General features: G+C 52.6%; 18 protein-coding genes and 1 rRNA gene. 11 read left to right on the top strand and 8 right to left on the bottom strand.

Features of this window, described 5'->3' with window-relative positions:
* Window positions 1-400, bottom strand: a 16S ribosomal RNA gene (locus tag WN56_RS10175); the annotation flags it as partial.
* 605 nt (window positions 401-1,005) lie between these two features.
* Between WN56_RS10175 and WN56_RS10170 the strand changes: the two genes are divergently transcribed.
* On the top strand, window positions 1,006-1,545 hold the full coding sequence (locus tag WN56_RS10170; protein WP_046074892.1) for a gamma carbonic anhydrase family protein: 540 nt from the start codon (window positions 1,006-1,008) through the stop codon (window positions 1,543-1,545).
* On the opposite strand, the gene WN56_RS10165 is transcribed toward WN56_RS10170, so the two are convergent.
* Genes WN56_RS10165 through hemF form a run of 3 tightly spaced genes read right to left on the bottom strand, consistent with a single transcriptional unit; the run spans window position 1,542 to window position 3,544 of the window.
* The gene (locus tag WN56_RS10165; RefSeq protein ID WP_046074891.1) at window positions 1,542-1,802 is read right to left on the bottom strand and encodes a DUF1488 family protein; all 261 of its coding nucleotides are present in this window, start codon (window positions 1,800-1,802) and stop codon (window positions 1,542-1,544) included. The genes WN56_RS10170 and WN56_RS10165 overlap by 4 nt on opposite strands.
* Window positions 1,799-2,623, bottom strand: coding sequence for a shikimate dehydrogenase (gene aroE / locus WN56_RS10160; RefSeq protein ID WP_046074890.1), 825 nt, complete (start codon window positions 2,621-2,623; stop codon window positions 1,799-1,801). Before aroE ends, WN56_RS10165 begins: the two co-directional genes overlap by 4 nt.
* Window positions 2,624-2,626: 3 nt before the next feature.
* Entirely contained in the window at window positions 2,627-3,544 is a 918-nt protein-coding gene (hemF, locus tag WN56_RS10155) for an oxygen-dependent coproporphyrinogen oxidase (RefSeq protein ID WP_046074889.1), read from the bottom strand.
* A gap of 178 nt (window positions 3,545-3,722) precedes the next feature.
* Between hemF and purE the strand changes: the two genes are divergently transcribed.
* Complete coding sequence (gene purE / locus WN56_RS10150; RefSeq protein ID WP_046074888.1) at window positions 3,723-4,205, top strand: 5-(carboxyamino)imidazole ribonucleotide mutase; 483 nt, start codon at window positions 3,723-3,725, stop codon at window positions 4,203-4,205.
* Window positions 4,206-4,209: 4 nt separating this feature from the next.
* Window positions 4,210-5,358, top strand: a complete 1,149-nt coding sequence (locus tag WN56_RS10145; protein WP_046074887.1) for a 5-(carboxyamino)imidazole ribonucleotide synthase — start codon at window positions 4,210-4,212, stop codon at window positions 5,356-5,358.
* On the opposite strand, the gene WN56_RS10140 is transcribed toward WN56_RS10145, so the two are convergent.
* Genes WN56_RS10140 through WN56_RS10125 form a run of 4 tightly spaced genes read right to left on the bottom strand, consistent with a single transcriptional unit; the run spans window position 5,355 to window position 8,577 of the window.
* The gene (locus WN56_RS10140) at window positions 5,355-5,912 is read right to left on the bottom strand and encodes a type I DNA topoisomerase (protein WP_046074886.1); all 558 of its coding nucleotides are present in this window, start codon (window positions 5,910-5,912) and stop codon (window positions 5,355-5,357) included. The two genes, WN56_RS10145 and WN56_RS10140, sit on opposite strands and share 4 nt — an antisense overlap.
* Before the next feature lie 28 nt (window positions 5,913-5,940).
* Window positions 5,941-6,414 (bottom strand): DUF494 family protein, encoded by a 474-nt coding sequence (locus WN56_RS10135; RefSeq protein WP_046074885.1) that lies wholly within the window; start codon window positions 6,412-6,414, stop codon window positions 5,941-5,943.
* Window positions 6,415-6,416: 2 nt separating this feature from the next.
* Window positions 6,417-7,526 (bottom strand): DNA-processing protein DprA, encoded by a 1,110-nt coding sequence (gene dprA / locus WN56_RS10130; protein ID WP_046074884.1) that lies wholly within the window; start codon window positions 7,524-7,526, stop codon window positions 6,417-6,419.
* Window positions 7,516-8,577: a LysM peptidoglycan-binding domain-containing protein gene (locus WN56_RS10125; protein ID WP_046074883.1), complete on the bottom strand. Its 1,062-nt coding sequence runs from the start codon at window positions 8,575-8,577 to the stop codon at window positions 7,516-7,518. Before WN56_RS10125 ends, dprA begins: the two co-directional genes overlap by 11 nt.
* 117 nt (window positions 8,578-8,694) lie before the next feature.
* On the opposite strand from WN56_RS10125, the gene def reads away from it, so the two are divergent.
* The 8 genes from def (at window position 8,695) to WN56_RS10085 (ending at window position 17,139) form a co-directional block, all read left to right on the top strand.
* Window positions 8,695-9,207, top strand: a complete 513-nt coding sequence (gene def / locus WN56_RS10120; protein WP_046074882.1) for a peptide deformylase — start codon at window positions 8,695-8,697, stop codon at window positions 9,205-9,207.
* A gap of 7 nt (window positions 9,208-9,214) precedes the next feature.
* Entirely contained in the window at window positions 9,215-10,159 is a 945-nt protein-coding gene (gene fmt / locus WN56_RS10115; protein WP_046074881.1) for a methionyl-tRNA formyltransferase, read from the top strand.
* A 100-nt stretch (window positions 10,160-10,259) separates the two neighbouring features.
* On the top strand, window positions 10,260-11,546 hold the full coding sequence (gene rsmB / locus WN56_RS10110; protein ID WP_046074880.1) for a 16S rRNA (cytosine(967)-C(5))-methyltransferase RsmB: 1,287 nt from the start codon (window positions 10,260-10,262) through the stop codon (window positions 11,544-11,546).
* Window positions 11,547-11,564: 18 nt separating this feature from the next.
* Window positions 11,565-12,941, top strand: a complete 1,377-nt coding sequence (gene trkA, locus WN56_RS10105) for a Trk system potassium transporter TrkA (RefSeq protein WP_046074879.1) — start codon at window positions 11,565-11,567, stop codon at window positions 12,939-12,941.
* A 123-nt stretch (window positions 12,942-13,064) separates the two neighbouring features.
* Complete coding sequence (locus tag WN56_RS10100) at window positions 13,065-14,096, top strand: GGDEF domain-containing protein (RefSeq protein ID WP_046074878.1); 1,032 nt, start codon at window positions 13,065-13,067, stop codon at window positions 14,094-14,096.
* A gap of 94 nt (window positions 14,097-14,190) precedes the next feature.
* Window positions 14,191-14,469 (top strand): YihD family protein, encoded by a 279-nt coding sequence (locus WN56_RS10095; RefSeq protein WP_046074877.1) that lies wholly within the window; start codon window positions 14,191-14,193, stop codon window positions 14,467-14,469.
* Between the two features lie 175 nt (window positions 14,470-14,644).
* Window positions 14,645-16,072, top strand: a complete 1,428-nt coding sequence (gene ccoG, locus WN56_RS10090) for a cytochrome c oxidase accessory protein CcoG (RefSeq protein WP_046074876.1) — start codon at window positions 14,645-14,647, stop codon at window positions 16,070-16,072.
* Window positions 16,073-16,158: 86 nt separating this feature from the next.
* Window positions 16,159-17,139 carry a serine/threonine protein kinase gene (locus tag WN56_RS10085; protein ID WP_046074875.1) on the top strand — a complete coding sequence of 327 codons (981 nt, stop codon included), beginning with the start codon at window positions 16,159-16,161 and terminating at the stop codon, window positions 17,137-17,139.
* Window positions 17,140-17,164 lie beyond the last annotated feature (25 nt).

Genomic DNA, 17,164 nt, shown 5'->3' with positions numbered 1-17,164 from the left:
CAGGGTCTCCCCCATTGTGCAATATTCCCCACTGCTGCCTCCCGTAGGAGTCTGGGCCGTGTCTCAGTCCCAGTGTGGCTGATCATCCTCTCAAACCAGCTAAGGATCGTCGCCTTGGTAAGCCATTACCTTACCAACTAGCTAATCCTAACTGGGCCCATCCCAACGCGATAGCTTACATGTAGAGGCCACCTTTGGTCCGTAGACATTATGCGGTATTAGCCGTCGTTTCCAACGGTTATCCCCCTCGTCAGGGCAGGTTCCCAGCCGTTACTCACCCGTCCGCCGCTCGACGTCCAGTAAATCCACCGAAGCTTCAATACTGCCGTTTCCGCTCGACTTGCATGTGTTAGGCCTGCCGCCAGCGTTCAATCTGAGCCATGATCAAACTCTTCAATTTAAGTTTTTTCGAAACCGAAGTTTCAGCTCAATGAATACTGATTACTGTTTCTCTCCGAAGAGAAAAACGAATTGACTGTGCCGAACAACTATAAAAGTTGTCGTTTGGTCACTCAGTTCATCGAATAAATCTTTTTGTCTATTCTCAACGAGTGCCCACACAGATTGCATAGGTCAAATTGTTAAAGAGCGTTGACGATGCGAAGCTGCGCTTCGCTTGGTCAGGGCTGCGTATCTTACGCGCCTTGCCGTTAAAGTCAAGAAGAAATTTTATCTTTTATTTTCAACCCGCCGGGTGAAATAAAACCTCTTTTTGACTCCCCTAACGCTTGGCGTTAAGTAGGTCGGCCATCTTAATCTTTTAAAAACTCACGTCAAGCGTTTATTTTTATTTGATTTTTTGCCCCGACATGGCCGCTGAACGCTTGCCCTGCGTGCCGTGTCGATGGAGGCGCATTATAGAGAAGCTGATCAGGTTGGCAAGTCCTTTTTAGGTGTTTTTTAGAAAAAAACTGTCACTCGCTGTTTTTTTACTCGCTAGGGTGTAAAACTGGTATCAAACTCGCCGCTATTTAGCACTGTTAATAGAGAAAAGAGGGATTTGTGATGGCAAAACAGCTGCGTGCTTATAAAGGCATGACGCCTCAGCTTGGCGAACGCGTCTATATTGATGAATCCAGTGTATTGGCTGGCGATATTACGCTAGGCGATGATGTGAGTATTTGGCCGCTGGTTGCAGCGCGTGGTGACGTGAACCATATCCAGATTGGCGCTCGGACCAATGTGCAAGATGGCTCAGTCCTTCATGTTACTCACAAAAATGCCCAAAACCCACAAGGTTACCCGCTGATCATTGGCGAAGAAGTGACAATCGGCCACAAAGTCATGTTACACGGCTGTCGGATTGGCAACCGAGTCCTAGTGGGAATGGGGACGATTATTCTCGATGACGCTGTGATAGAAGATGAAGTGCTGATTGGCGCTGGCAGTTTAGTCCCGCCCGGAAAACGCTTAGAGAGTGGCTATCTGTATGTTGGCTCCCCGGTCAAACAAGTTCGCCCCCTTACCGACAAAGAGCGTGCTTATTTTGCACGCTCCGCGCAAAACTATGTCGACACCAAAGACATCTATCGCTGCGAGTGCTAGATCAGCAAGCTGCCATCGGCTTCAAACGCTTCTGATTCGATGGCCGCTTCCATGTGCTCTTCAATATCAAACCAAACCTGTTCGACAATCGCCTGCGCATTATCCGTATCCACCGCACAGCCGGCGAGCGCGGATAAGGTGGTAAAGCGGACAGCGCATGATAACAATGCACCATTAAGTTGGCCGTAAAAACAAACACGGGCCTTTGCCGTATCCATCTGCGCTTGGTCCGCAGCCAGAATAAGGGATTGATTCATTGATTGAGTGCCTCTCTTAACTGCTCACGCACACGTTCGGTTTGTGGCCGACAGCCGCGCCATATAGCAAAGCTTTCCGCCGCTTGTTCCACCAGCATGCCCAAACCGTCTAAACACCGCCCTGCTCCTTGGCGTTGCGCCCACTGGTTACTGGTTGTGCTGCCAGCTTGATACACCATGTCATAGACAGTGGTCGCTGGACCAATCGCGCCTTGAGGAAGAGGAGGATAGCTTTGATGTAAACTCGCCGAGGTCGCGTTAATGATCACATCGACCGGCGCCGCCATGGGGCTATCCACGGCATGACTAGTGATCGGTCCGGCCTCACCAAATGCAGCAGCTAGTTGCTGGGCTTTTTGCTCGGTGCGATTCACAATCATCAGCGATGCTGGCTCTTGTTCTAGTAAAGGAAGCAACACACCCCGAGCTGCACCGCCCGCACCCACGACCATAATGCGCTTATCACGCAGTGCCACACGGTGGTAGTGCAAATCAGTCACCAAACCTGCTCCATCAGTATTATCACCCAATAGAGTGCCATCGCTTTGCTTAACCAGCGTATTCACGGCACCGGCGCGGCGGGCACGCTCTGTGAGTGTATCAACCCAGTCATACGCTTGCTGTTTAAAAGGCACGGTCACATTGGCGCCACACCCTCCTTGCGCAAAAAACGCCTGCATACTGGTCACAAAGCCTTCGAGTGGCGCTTCAATGGCTTGATAGTCGATGTCTTGTTGGGTTTGCGTCGCAAATGCGGCGTGGATCTGCGGCGACTTGCTATGGCCAATCGGGTGGCCGACCACACAATAACGATCGGTCATCTGTTACCACTCCCTCGGTTTAAGGTAGTCGCGATAGAGTCTCGCTTCCGGCGCGTCTTCATCGGGTGACCAATTATATTCCCAACGTGCCATCGGCGGCATCGACATCAGAATAGATTCGGTACGCCCACCACTTTGTAAGCCAAATAGCGTACCTCTGTCATACACCAAGTTAAATTCGACATAGCGTCCGCGGCGGTAAAGCTGGAAATCTCGCTCACGCTCACCATAGGGTGTGGCTTTGCGGCGCTGTACAATCGGCAGGTAAGCATCGATAAAGCCTTTTCCAACCGCTTGGGTGTAGGCAAAGCACTGCTCGAATGGCCATTGGTTCAAATCATCAAAGAAAAGCCCACCGACGCCACGGGTTTCATCGCGATGGGGCAGATAAAAATAGCGATCGCACCACGCCTTGTGATCAGCGTACACGCTATCACCGAAGGGCGCGCACAAGGCTTTGGCGGTCTCATGCCAATGCTGGCAATCTTCCTCGAACGGATAGAAAGGCGTGAGGTCAAAGCCACCGCCAAACCACCACACAGGATCAGCGCCTTCTTTTTCAGCAATGAAAAAACGTACGTTCGCGTGCGAGGTCGGCACGTAAGGGTTGTGAGGATGGATCACTAACGACACCCCCATAGCCTCAAAGCAGCGCCCGGCGAGCTCTGGGCGATGCGCGGTCGCCGAGGCAGGCATTTGATCGCCAAATACGTGCGAGAAGTTCACTCCCGCTTGCTCAAATACTTGGCCCTGACGCAGGACGCGACTGCGACCACCGCCCCCTTTCTCACGCTCCCACGCATCTTCAATAAAATGCGCTTGACCATCTTCTTGCGCAAGCTGTTGGCAAATATCATCTTGAAGCTGGAGGAAAAAAGCCTTCACGGCTTGCTTATCAATTGTCGACTGACCGTGTGCCACGCTCACATCCTTTGTTACTGAGACTATATGCGTACTTTACCTGATCCACGCAGTGGGATCTTGACGGAATTTCATCCCCCACCGCCGACGCAAACGTTTTCCTTGCGGTGAAATCTGGGTATAATTCGCGCCACGCTCAGCTTATCTTATTCACGCTTGTCATCAAGAAGGACGTATTATGACTGTCGGTATCATCATGGGCTCACAATCCGATTGGCCTACCATGACACATACAGCGGCTATGTTGGATCACTTTGCCATCCCTTACGAAACCCGTATTGTCTCCGCCCATCGCACACCACAGTTACTTGCCGACTACGCCCAACAAGCGGCCGAGCGCGGGATTAAAGTGATTATTGCCGGCGCCGGGGGGGCCGCCCATTTGCCTGGGATGACCGCCGCACACACCAGCCTGCCGGTGCTCGGCGTGCCGGTCCAGTCAAAAGCGTTAAAGGGCATGGACTCATTGCTTTCTATTGCTCAAATGCCCAAGGGCGTGGCAGTGGGCACACTCGCCATTGGAGACGCAGGCGCCGCGAATGCAGGCCTCCTTGCGGCACAAATTCTCGCAACGGCCGACCCTGATTTGATGGCAAAAGTGGATGCGTTTCGCCAAGCGCAAACTGAGGCCGTTCTCGCTCAACCCAACCCACAAGGGTAAGGCCATGAATATTCTGGTGTTAGGCGCGGGACAACTGGCCCGGATGATGGCCTTGGCCGGCGCGCCGCTCAATCTTATCGTCAGCGCCTATGATGTGCGTAGTGGCGACATTGTTCACCCACTGACGCTGCAACCACTGGGGCACGGCCTCAATACGGCCATCGCCGGCGCGGATATTATCACCGCGGAATTTGAGCATATCCCCGCTGATATCTTGCATCACTGCGAGCAAAGCGGGAAGTTACGCCCCAGTGCTCAGGCGATTCTAACCGGTGGCGACCGCCAAATTGAAAAAGCGCTGCTGATGCAAGCAGGTGTCGCCAATGCACCGTACCGTATGGTGTATACACAGGCTGATTTAGAAAAGGCGGTCGACGCACTGGGCGCGCCCTTAGTACTCAAAAGCACCTTGGATGGTTATGACGGCAAAGGACAGTGGCGCTATCGTGACGGCGATGATCTTCACGCATTGTGGGCAGAGCTCGACGCCTTTCTCACCGCGCCCGAACAGCGCGATGGCCAAGCCATCATTGCCGAAGCCATGATCCCTTTTGACCGAGAAGTGTCACTGATTGGTGTGCGTGGCGCGAATGGTGAATTTGCCAGCTATAGCCTGACCCAAAACCACCATCATGATGGGATACTCACCTTGTCTGTGGTGCGCCCAGATGAGCATGCTTTGCAAACACAGGCGGCGGACATGTTGGAAAAGATTGCCGGCGCGCTGAACTATGTGGGGGTACTCGCGGTGGAATTCTTTGATGTAGACGGCAGCTTGCTGGTGAACGAGATAGCACCTCGGGTGCATAACTCCGGTCACTGGACACAGCAAGGTAGCGCGTGTTGCCAGTTTGAAAACCACCTGCGCGCCGTCAGCGGCTTACCCCTCGGCCCGACCGAGTTAATTCAGCCGACGGCGATGATCAATATCTTAGGCCAAGGCAGTGTCCCGCTTGCGACCTATCGTGATGCCCATGTGCATTGGTACAACAAAACGCCTCGTCCGGGGCGCAAAGTGGGCCATATTAATGTCACGGCCACATCGAACGCGGCGCTTGCCACCAAGTTAGCCAGTCTCGCCAGCTACCTCCCTGACAATGCTTTTCACGGTTTAAAATCGGCTGCCTTGGCTCTCGCCGCGCAAACCGACTAATCCTCGCTCTCCGATTCTGCAGCCGGTTCACCTTGAATCGCGCTGCAGGACTTATCGGCACATTGGTGTACTGTCTTGCCACCTTTCTTACGCTCCACCAGCAGCGCAAAGCCACATTGCTCGCAGGTGCCGGCTATCGGTTGTGCATTTACCGCAAAATGACACTTAGGGTATTGGTCACAGGCAAAAAAGCGCTTGCCGTAACGCGAGGTGCGCTCTACCAGCTCACCCTTGTGGCAGGATGGACAGGTGAGGGTAGTATGATCGGGTTCATCCGGTTTTTCGATATGCGTACATTGCGGGAACTGATCGCAGCCAATAAACATACCGAATCGACCTTGGCGTAACACCAATTCTCCCTGATGACACGCCGGACAAGCCACGCCAAGCGCTTTTACTACATGGCCATCACCATGATGTAACGCTTTGGTATAGTGGCACTCTGGGTAGGCCGTACAGGCCAGAAACGGGCCTCGTTTGCCCGATTTAAACGCAAGAGCGCTGCCACATTCCGGGCAGCGCTCGTGGGTGTTCGGGGTGTTATCTTTACTCATTCACACCTTTTACTGTCATTGATAAGCGTTAGTGCACGTATCCCTCTTGTGCGTCGTACAGCATTTCTTCCATCTGTGTATACGCACGCTCGTTACCGGGCACGTTAAACAGCACCATCAAAATGACCCATTTTAGATCATCAAGACCAAATTCTTGGGTCTCAAGTTCCATCACCCGATCGATGACCATTTCACGCGTTTCCGGTGAAAGCACCCCAGCCTGCTCTAAGAATAAGAGAAAGCCTCGGCTTTCTTGGTCGATAAAGCGTGTTTCTTGCTCGGTATAGATTCGAATCGAGCTTTGGGCACTGCCTGATAGGTAAGGCTGTTTATCCGCATTTTGCAACTGTGCCAGCTTTTCAAGCCAGTTCAGGGCTTTATATATATCGTCTTGATGAAAACCCGCGCGGGACAATTCATCTGCTAACTCGTCCTGATCGATCATCACTTCCACATCGCTGTGGATGTAGGTTTCGAACAGGTACATAAGAATGTCCATCATGGCTAGCCCCTCCTCGTTCTGACATAGCCACCGGGTACTGCTGCTACAAGCCCCTGGAGTTCTAAGTCTAACAACTGCATCATGATTTCGTGAACCGGTTGGTTGCAGCGCTCAGCCAGTACGTCGACACACGTCGCGTTAGTCCCTACGTTAGCCAACAGCGCAGAAAATGGCAATCCTTCGTGCGTATCTAACTTGGGTGCATCACTAAATAATTCGTTTTGCTGACTCACAGCAAACTGAACCAAGCTATCCACATCACTTATAATATCATCAACACAATCGACTAACACGGCGCCTTGTTTTATCAATTGGTGGCAACCTCGCGATTGGACTTGGTCTATGGAACCGGGAATCGCAAACACACTCCGGTTTTGCTCTAGCGCATAACGTGCCGTGATCAGTGACCCACTTTGCGGTGCGGCCTCTACCACTAATACGCCTGCCGACAACCCACTGATCAACCGGTTGCGGCGCGGAAAGTGTTCGGCTTTTGGCGGGGCGTCCGGCCAAAACTCGGAAACAAGCGCCCCCTGCGCTTCAATCCGCTTGGCCAATGCGCGATGCCGCGCGGGATACACATTGGCCAGTCCGCTTCCCAGCACCGCCAAGGTTTTTCCGCCGCCTTCGAGTGCGCCTTTGTGTGCCCGGCCATCGATACCTAGCGCAAGCCCACTGGTAATCGCAACGCCATGCTCGACCAGTTGTTTAGCAAATTGAAACGCCGTTTCTAGCCCTTGTGGTGTCGCGTGACGGCTGCCCACCATCGCCAATTGAGGCATCGCCAAGCAAGTCAGATCGCCTTGCACATACAAGACCAAAGGCGGCCGTGCGATTTCTCGGAGTAGTGCAGGATAAGCTGGATGGTCAAAGCCAATCAGGTGGCAATTCTCTTGCCTCGCCCACTCAAGGCTACGCTCAATCATGGCATGATTGGGGTGCGTGATAGCCTGACATTGCTCCGCGGTTAAGCCAACCGCGGCAAGCTCATGATGGGTTTGGTCACACAATGCGTCGATGGGCATTTTAGCTAACAGCGCGCGCCGCTGCGGGACGCGCAATCGCGGCACTTGAGTCAGCGTCAACCATCCTCGCAGCGATTTATCGTGCATAGGCCGGTTGAGAAGATGGCGGTACCGCATGCATGCCGGCTTTGATCGGCTGACGCGCTTGGGTGATCACCGCCAAGCTAATCCAAGGGTAAGCCCGAACGACCATGGTTTGTCCCACCGTCACATCAGGCATGGGTGTGATGGATTGTGTCGTGCTTTCGTTCGCGTTTTGATAGCGATACTCACCGGGGTCATTTAACACCTTGACCCCCCCTTCGGTGACAGTAAACATTTGTCCGGTCGTCACGCCATCATTGGCACCTTTATCGAGCACCACCAGCTGACCATTCGCGACATACTCACTGCCATAAAGATGCCCTAATAACCTCGCGCCGGTTTGAGCCGCTTGGGGCCAAAAGCGCGCATGCGTGTTCTCGGGCAAAGGTAACAAGACATCATTGGGCCGTACTTCCTGCACCACGCGTGTCAGTGTCATCACACTGCGCCCTTCACTTCGCGCACGGATACGTCCGTCAGCCACATGTTTTAAGCTCACCATAGCGATCGGTTCGGCAGTAGCCTCTGACGTCGCAGGGCGTAAAAAGGTTTTCTCAACCCGAAAAACCTGCCAGTTTTTGGCACCCAGCGACGCATCCACATACAGGGAATCGTGCACTGACAGATATTGACGCCCATCTGTAGAGCCAAGAACGCGAGGCAGCGCCACCAAACGCGCCTTTTCGACCAGCATATCCTGTTGTAAATAGGGCAGCAGCATAGGATCGACACTGCTAAGCGCTGACGTCTTGGGTGCATCTCCCTTTGCTGCAATCGCGCGCCTAGGCTTGTAGCTGACGGCCGGTTTCCCCGCTTGCCATGTGAGGGTGAGCACATCGCCAGGATAAATAAGATTGGGATCCTTTATAGCCGGATTTGCGTACCATACGTCACGCCATTGCCAAGGATTATCGAAAAAGGTGGCGGCGATATCCCACAGGGTATCCCCCCGCTCAACCACGTATCGCTGACTCTCGGCAGGGCCGGCTGCCAGCACTGGTAGCGCGATAGCCAATAGCCCAGCGGCGGCGAGATTGAATAGCTTTCTTGTCATCAATGTCTTCCTCACCCGACGAATGATGCTGATGCTGTCAATTGGCTGGCAAAATGTCTAGAATTAACCCAATTACCCCGTGCCGCTTTCGGCACAGTTCAATTTTTATGAGACGTTATGGCTTTACTGAACGTATTAACATTCCCAGATGAGCGCCTTCGCACCGTGGCCAAGCCGGTGGACGCTGTCACACCTGAGATCCAGAAAATGGCTGATGACATGATTGAAACCATGTACGCCCAAGACGGTATTGGTCTCGCGGCCACTCAGGTTGATTTTCACCAACGCATGGTGGTGATTGATGTCTCCGAAACCCGCGATCAGCCCATGGTGCTTATCAATCCAGAAATCATCGAAAAGCGCGGTGAAGATGGCATTGAAGAAGGATGCTTATCTGTGCCCAGTGCACGCGCATTGGTTCCGCGTGCGGCAGAAGTGACCGTAAAAGCGCTGGATCGCGACGGCAACGCTATCCAGTTTGATGCCGACGACCTGCTAGCGATTTGTATTCAGCATGAGCTTGACCATTTAGAAGGTAAGCTGTTTGTGGACTACCTATCGCCGCTGAAACGTCAGCGCATCAAGCAAAAGATGGAAAAAATCAAACGCGCTAACCAGAAAGCAAGCTGAGGTCACTTTGAGCACACCGCTGCGTATAGTATTTGCGGGCACGCCGGATTTTGCCGCGCGCCATTTACAAGCCCTGCTCGATAGTGAGCATGAGGTGGTTGCGGTTTATAGCCGTGAAGATAAACCCGCTGGCCGAGGCAAGAAGCTCACGGCAAGCCCCGTTAAACAGCTTGCGCTTGAGCATGACTTACCCGTGTATCAGCCTCGCACGTTGCGTGATGAACAAGCACAAGCGGAGCTGGCTGCCTTGAACGCCGACGTGATGGTCGTGGTCGCTTACGGGCTGATTCTGCCCAAGCCCGTATTGGACACCCCCAAGTTAGGGTGTATTAATGTGCATGGCTCCATTCTGCCACGTTGGCGTGGCGCCGCTCCTATCGAACGAGCAGTATGGGCTGGTGACAATGAGACGGGAGTCACCATCATGCAGATGGATGAAGGGCTCGACACAGGCGATATGCTTAAAATTGCGACCTTGCCCATTGATGAGAAAGAAACCAGTGGTAGCCTATATTTGCGCCTTGCGGAGCTGGGTCCGCAGGCATTAATTGATTGTCTTAATGACATGGCTAACGGCATTATTCTTGCGGAGCCACAAAACGATGCCAAAGCCAACTATGCCGAAAAGCTCAGTAAGCAAGAAGCGCAGATCGATTGGCATCAAGACGCCGCGTTTATCGAACGTTGTGTACGGGCATTTAACCCGCGCCCGGTCAGCTACTTCACCTTAGGTGAGCAAAACATCAAGGTGTGGGGCGCTAACGCACTAGATATCGACGTGGACGCGGCGCCAGGCACAGTGATCAACACTGACAAACATGGCATTCAGGTCGCGACCGGAAAAGGCGTGATCCAGCTGACCCAACTACAACCCCCGGGCAAAAAAGCCATGCAAGCGCATGAACTACTGAATGCACGTCGTGAATGGTTTGAAACAGGCACCCAACTATAGCGTGCCACCGATACGTGAGAAGAAGGCCAGTACGCTGGCCTTTTTTAATCTGACCCACACTATCGTCTGATGCCAATTTGTCCTTTGAATAGGTAAACATATGAATGTAAGAGCCGCGGCCGCCCGCGTTCTGTATCAAGTGGTTGATCAGGGCCAGTCATTGTCCCAGCAGCTCCCCCTCGCTCAACAGAAGGTCGCCCCGCGTGATGCTGCTTTGTTGCAAGAGATTTGCTATGGCACCTTGCGCTGGTTACCGCGATTAGAGCATATCGTGCAAGCCCTGATGGATAAGCCACTGAAAGGCAAACAACGAGTCTTTCATCACCTCATTCTGGTCGGGTTGTATCAGTTAGGCTATATGCGCATCCCGGCCCATGCCGCCGTGGCTGAAACCGTGAATGCCACCAAGCCATTGAAGCGCCCACAATTACGTGGATTGATTAACGCCATTTTGCGCAATTATCAACGCGATCAAGATGCGCTAGACCAAGCCAGCCAAGCGCATGATGCTGGTCATTACTGCCATCCCGGCTGGTTGCTCAAACGCCTTCAGACCGCCTATCCATCAAATTGGCAAGACATTGTGGCGGCAAATCATCAAAAAGCGCCGATGTGGCTGCGCGTCAACCGCCAGCACCATTCTCGAGACAGTTATCAAACGCAGCTGCAACAGGCCGGTATTGGTGCCAGTGCCCATCCAGATGCCATGGACGCTCTGAAACTCGACGCGCCGTGTGATGTGTCTCGCCTCCCCGGCTTTGACCAGGGCTGGGTGTCGGTACAAGATGCCGCCGCGCAGCTGGCTGTCGATTACCTCGAACCCGCGTCTGCAGAACATATTCTCGACTGCTGTGCCGCGCCAGGAGGGAAAACGTGTCATATCCTTGAGCACCAGCCTGATGCCATCGTGACGGCCATTGATGCCGATGAAAACCGCTTATCCCGGATCAAAGAGAACCTGTCACGGTTAGGGCTGAATGCTGATGTGAAACACGCGGATGCCCGTGAGCCAAGCGCTTGGCATCAAGGGCCTGCATTTGATCGTATATTACTGGATGCCCCTTGTTCAGCCACAGGCGTGATCCGGCGTCATCCCGACATTAAGTGGCTACGCCGTGATAGTGACATTCACGCTCTGGTCACGTTACAGGCAGAGATTTTAGACACAATGTGGCAGCAATTGGCGCCAGGCGGTACGCTGGTTTACGCCACCTGCTCAGTATTACCGGATGAGAACCGCGAGCAAATCCGTGCCTTTTTAGCCCGTGAACCTTCCGCGATACTGCGCACCGGCTCGCAAGCGCAGCCTGGTCGCCAGATTTTGCCAGGCGAAGACGACATGGACGGTTTCTATTATGCATGCCTAGAGAAGCCTTTGTGCGACTAGGCAGGGAGTGACAGTAGCATGAAAATCATCATCTTGGGTGCAGGACAAGTCGGCGGCACCCTGGCAGAAAACCTGGTAGGGGAAAACAATGATATCACCATTGTTGACCGCGCCCCCGAACGACTGCGTGAGCTACAAGATAAGTATGACTTACGCGTGGTACAGGGGTTTGCCAGTCACCCAACCACGCTGCAAGAAGCCGGCGCTCAAGATGCAGATATGCTGGTCGCGGTGACCAACTCAGACGAAACCAATATGATCGCCTGTCAGGTCGCGTATACACGTTTTAATACACCAAACCGCGTCGCTCGGATCCGCAGCCCTGAATACTTGGCGGTGAAAGAGCAACTGTTTAACAGCGACGCCTGTCCGGTTGACCATCTTATCGCCCCTGAAGAGCTGGTCACTCGTTATATTCGTCGTCTAATTGAATACCCAGGCGCCTTACAGGTGGTCAGCTTTGCCGACAAAAAGGTCGGTCTGGTTGCGGTTAAGGCGTATTACGGCGGACCTTTGGTCGGTAAAGCCTTGTCCGCCTTGCGTGAGCATATGCCGCATGTCGATACCCGTGTCGCCGCTATTTTCCGTCGTGACCGGCCCATTCGTCCACAAGGTACCACCATCATCGAAGCCGATGATGAAGTCTTTTTCGTCGCCGCGAGTAACCATATTCGCTCGGTGATGAGTGAATTGCAGCGCCTTGAAAAACCCTACAAACGCATCATGATTGTTGGTGGTGGCAACATTGGTGCCGGCCTCGCGATGGCGTTGGAGCGTCAATACAGCGTGAAGTTGATTGAGCGTAACCCCTCCCGTGCGGAGCACCTTTCTGAGTTACTTGAAGAAACCACGGTGTTTTGTGGCGATGCCTCTGATCAAGAACTGCTCAGTGAAGAGCACATTGATCAGATTGATGTGTTTATCGCGGTCACCAACGAAGACGAAGCCAATATTATGTCGGCCATGTTGGCGAAACGCCTTGGCGCGAAAAAAGTCATGGTGCTTATCCAGCGCGGCGCTTATGTGGACTTAGTGCAAGGCGGGGTGATTGATATTGCCATTTCCCCTCAACAGGCGACGATATCTGCGCTACTCACCCATGTGCGCCGCGCAGACATTGTTAATGTCTCGTCACTACGACGCGGCGCCGCTGAGGCGATTGAAGCCATCGCCCATGGGGATGCGTCGACATCCAAAGTGGTCGGGCGCGCCATCGGCGAGATAAAACTGCCCCCCGGTACCACCATTGGTGCCGTGGTGCGCGGCGATGAAGTGTTAATTGCGCACGATAAAACCGTGATCCAGCAAGATGACCATGTGGTCTTGTTCTTGGTGAACAAAAAATATATTCCTGACGTTGAACGCCTGTTCCAGCCCAGTCCCTTCTTCCTATGATCCTCGCCTGCAGGCGTTGTTGCCTGCAGGCTCACGCTTTTTCGCTGTCTACTGCCGTTCCAATCACTTTGGGTATACACTAATAAAAGTTCTCTCGGTATCGATGACACACAAAGGAACGCCATGTCGGACGATAAGTTTCAGCAATCTACCAGCTTCCTCAAAAAAGCTGTGCCTTTGATGATGAAATACAAGGTGCCCACCACGCCCACCAACTATGCCCTGTGGTACACCTATGTCGCCAATACCGACGCCAAACTCAATGCGGATGTCGATGCCACCGTCGATGAGCACGGTACCTGTAGTCCGCTGCAAAGCGACATGCTTTACCAAAAACACATGGCCGATAAGCATAGCCGAGACATCAATGCATTAAAGCAAAGCTTAGAATCGATGATGACCGAGATGAGCCACTCAATGTCAGATACTATCCAAGATACTGACGCTTTCCATTCGGTTCTCGATAACACCTTTGAACAGCTGTCACGGGTCGAAAATGAAGGGTTATCCATTGATGAGACCATCGCCGTGGTACGCAACGTGGTCAAAGATTCGCAAGCGCTTACCCAGTCGACCCGCTACTTTAAACACCAGCTTAATGACGCGCAGCAAGAGATTGCGCAATTAAAGCAAAATTTGGCTGAGATGACCGAACAAGCCACTCATGATGGCCTAACCGGTTTGCTTAACCGGGCCGCCTTCGAGCGCGAACTCGCCGCCTACATTGATAGCCCACAAACCTGGCCGTTCTGCTTGGTACTGATCGATCTCGACCACTTCAAACATCTAAATGATACCTACGGCCATGTGCTCGGTGACATTGCCTTAAAGCAAGTTTCTAAACGGATCCTCGACTACTGTCGCGATGGCGTACAAGCCTTTCGCTACGGGGGCGAAGAATTTGCCTTGCTGGTGCCGCAAAAACGCCTCAGCACGGCCAAGCGCACCGCTGAAACATTGCGGGCGGCGATTGACCGCATGGTGATCAAAGACCGGCGTCGTGGCCGCACTCTAGACAGCATTACCGTATCGATAGGCGTCGCCGAGTATGACGAATATAAAGGTGAGAGCGGCGCAGATCTGATTTACCGTGCCGATCAGCACCTGTATCAAGCTAAAAACCTAGGCCGTAATCGCGTGATGCCGATTAATTAATCACCACCTGAGCGGAAATTGATCCTGGCTAAGTTTCATCTCAGTGTGGTCGGGCACAATGGCATTTTTTACGTGCCACACTGAGGACGCCCATATGCAATGCCACCGTATCAATGAGCTGCTCGACCTACTCAATCAATCTTGGCAAAAAACCCCTGACTGTTCTCTGATGCAAATGCTCATCCAGATCGCTGATGAAGCCGGTCATGGTCAGGATATCACCACACTGTCAGACGATACCTTGATCTATCAGCTTAAGATGCGACTAGAAGATACTGATGCCCCCATTCCTGGGCTAGCCAAAGATTGTGAAGACGATTTTAAAGCCGCGATTTTGCGCGCACGCGGGATCCCGCCTCAGCAATCGTCGTGAAAGCAGTCTGGCTAATCGTCTGTTATAGCTAGATTTCATTGAGTTTGTGGCTATGTTGCAAACTATGACTCTGGTAGCGTATTCAAGGAGTTCGCTGCGCTACAATCACAGGCAACAATGATAATCAGGGCCTGGCAACGCACCATGGACCCGTACCCCAAGGAAAGCCAATGTCATGAGCGATAAAAAAATCAACGTCAAAGACGTGACTGCAAAAGAGTACAACCCCAAAACTCACAAAGGGGCTGACGACCGTTTCAACCCAAGCAATCGTATTTATGTGCGTGCGGTAAAAGGCTATTACCAGCGTATGCGACGCTATATGGGCTGGTTTTTCATGCTGGTGTTCCTCGCCATTCCATGGCTCCCATACCAAGGACGCCAAGCCATCTTACTCGACATCGGTAATCAGAAATTTACCTTTTTTGGCACCACACTCTGGCCACAAGACCTTACCTTGCTGGCTGCACTATTGATGCTCGCGGCATTTGGCCTTTTCTTTATCACCACCTTTCTTGGCCGCGTGTGGTGTGGGTATTTATGCCCGCAAACCGTTTGGACCTTCTTATTTATTTGGTTTGAAGAAAAACTCGAAGGCGCCGCCAACAAGCGCCGCAAGCAAGACTCGTTAAAACTGACGCCTGAGCTAGCCGCGCGCAAAACCGCTAAACACGCGGCATGGTGGGCGATCTCCTTGATTACCGGGATGACCTTCGTTGGCTACTTTGTGCCAATGCGCGAGTTAGCTATCGATTTAGTCACCTTTGATACCAGCTTCTGGGTCGGTTTTTGGGTGATCTTCTTTGCCGCTTGTACTTATGGCAATGCAGGCTGGATGCGCTCGATTATGTGTATTCATATGTGCCCTTACGCACGCTTCCAGTCGGCGATGTTCGACAAAGACACCTTTATTGTCGGATATGATGCTAAGCGCGGCGAAAAACGCGGCCCTCGTCCTCGCAAAAAAGATCCGAAAGAGTTGGGACTCGGTGACTGCATTGACTGTAATTTGTGTGTGCAGGTCTGCCCAACAGGCATCGATATTCGTGACGGCTTGCAATACGAATGTATCAACTGTGGTGCCTGTATCGATGCTTGCGATGAAACCATGGATAGGATGGGCTATGAGCGTGGACTGATTAGCTACACCACCGAGCACAAACTAGAAGGCAAGAAAACCGCCGTGATGCGACCTAAGCTCCTTGGCTACGGGGTCGTCATGACCATCGTCACCGCGATGTTCATCTACTTAGCGATGTCAGTGATGCCCATGGAGCTGGATGTGATTCGAGACCGAAACCAGCTTTATCGCATCAATAACCAAGGGTTGGTGGAAAACACTTATACCTTAAAAATCCTCAATAAAACCCAATCGGATGAGACGTACCAACTGTCGGTGAATGGGCTGAACGATGTGGAATGGCATGGCCCGCAAACGGTCAATGTCCAAGCAGGGGAAGTGTTCTCATTACCCATCAGCCTCGCCGTTGATACCTATGAGATGGAACAGCGTATTGCCGATATCACTTTTGTGATGGAACGTGAGTCGGGTGAGGAGCAAAAAGTGGTCACGGCAGAGAGTCGGTTTATCACGGATCTCTAATCGTCATTTTAATCCACAATGAAAGGGCGCAGGCAGCGCCCTTTTTATTTGTTACCATGGCGTTTTGCCACACAAACGGAATGCTCATGACTGACCATGGCTTTGACTTTCATACACTAACGCCAGATGTTCAGTTAAATGCGATTGAGTCGGTGGGGATCTATCCTCAATCAGGCTTGCTTGCGCTGAACAGCTATGAAAACCGTGTTGCCCAATTTGTCGCTGATGATGGCCAGCGCTATGTGGTGAAGTTTTACCGTCCTGGGCGATGGTCTAACGCGCAAATTATCGAAGAGCACGCATTCTGTCATGAGCTCGCCCAGGCCGATATTCCCGTGGTAGCCCCAATCTACCGCGACGGTACAAGCCTTTTTACCGCCGAGGGGTTTCGCTTTGCGTTATTTCCCAGTGTCGGCGGCCGGGGTTTTGAAGTGGATAATTGGGATCAACTTGAGGCGGTCGGCCGTTACCTCGGCCGCCTACACCAAGTGGGCGCGGCGACCCCCTTCCAACAACGGGCAAAGTTTGATCTCGACAGTCATCTTTATCAACCTCGTCAGGTGTTAAATGAGGCAAATCTGATCCCAGAAGGCATTCAGGCAACCTTTTTCTCTGATCTTGACCGCTTAATTGACGCCATTGCCGCTCGCTGGCATACAAATTGGCCGGCGATCCGCTTGCACGGCGACTGTCACCCCAGCAACATTCTGTGGCGCGACGGTCCACTGTTTGTGGATTTTGACGACACGCGTAACGGCCCTGCGATTCAAGACTTGTGGCTGTTTTTAAACGGCAGTCGTGCCGATCAGCTCGCCCAACTCGATACCTTGGCAGAAGGTTATCGCGAATTTCGTGAATTTCCCGCCGATCAATTGCAACTGATCGAGCCGTTGCGTGGTCTGAGAATGGTGCACTATATGGCGTGGCTAGCAAAACGCTGGCAAGACCCGGCATTTCCACGTGCATTCCCTTGGTTTGCTGATGCAAAATACTGGGAAGGTCAGGTACTTGCATTTAAAGAACAACTTGCCACCTTAGAAGCGCCACCGCTTACGCTGTACCCGTAAGCGCTCAATCGATAACGGAGAGTCA

It is taken from the genome of Salinivibrio sp. KP-1, from assembly GCF_000968645.1.
Classification (GTDB): Bacteria; Pseudomonadota; Gammaproteobacteria; order Enterobacterales; family Vibrionaceae; genus Salinivibrio; species Salinivibrio siamensis.
The sequence above is the reverse complement of the archived record's forward strand: the minus strand, read 5'-3'. Positions and strand labels throughout refer to the sequence as shown.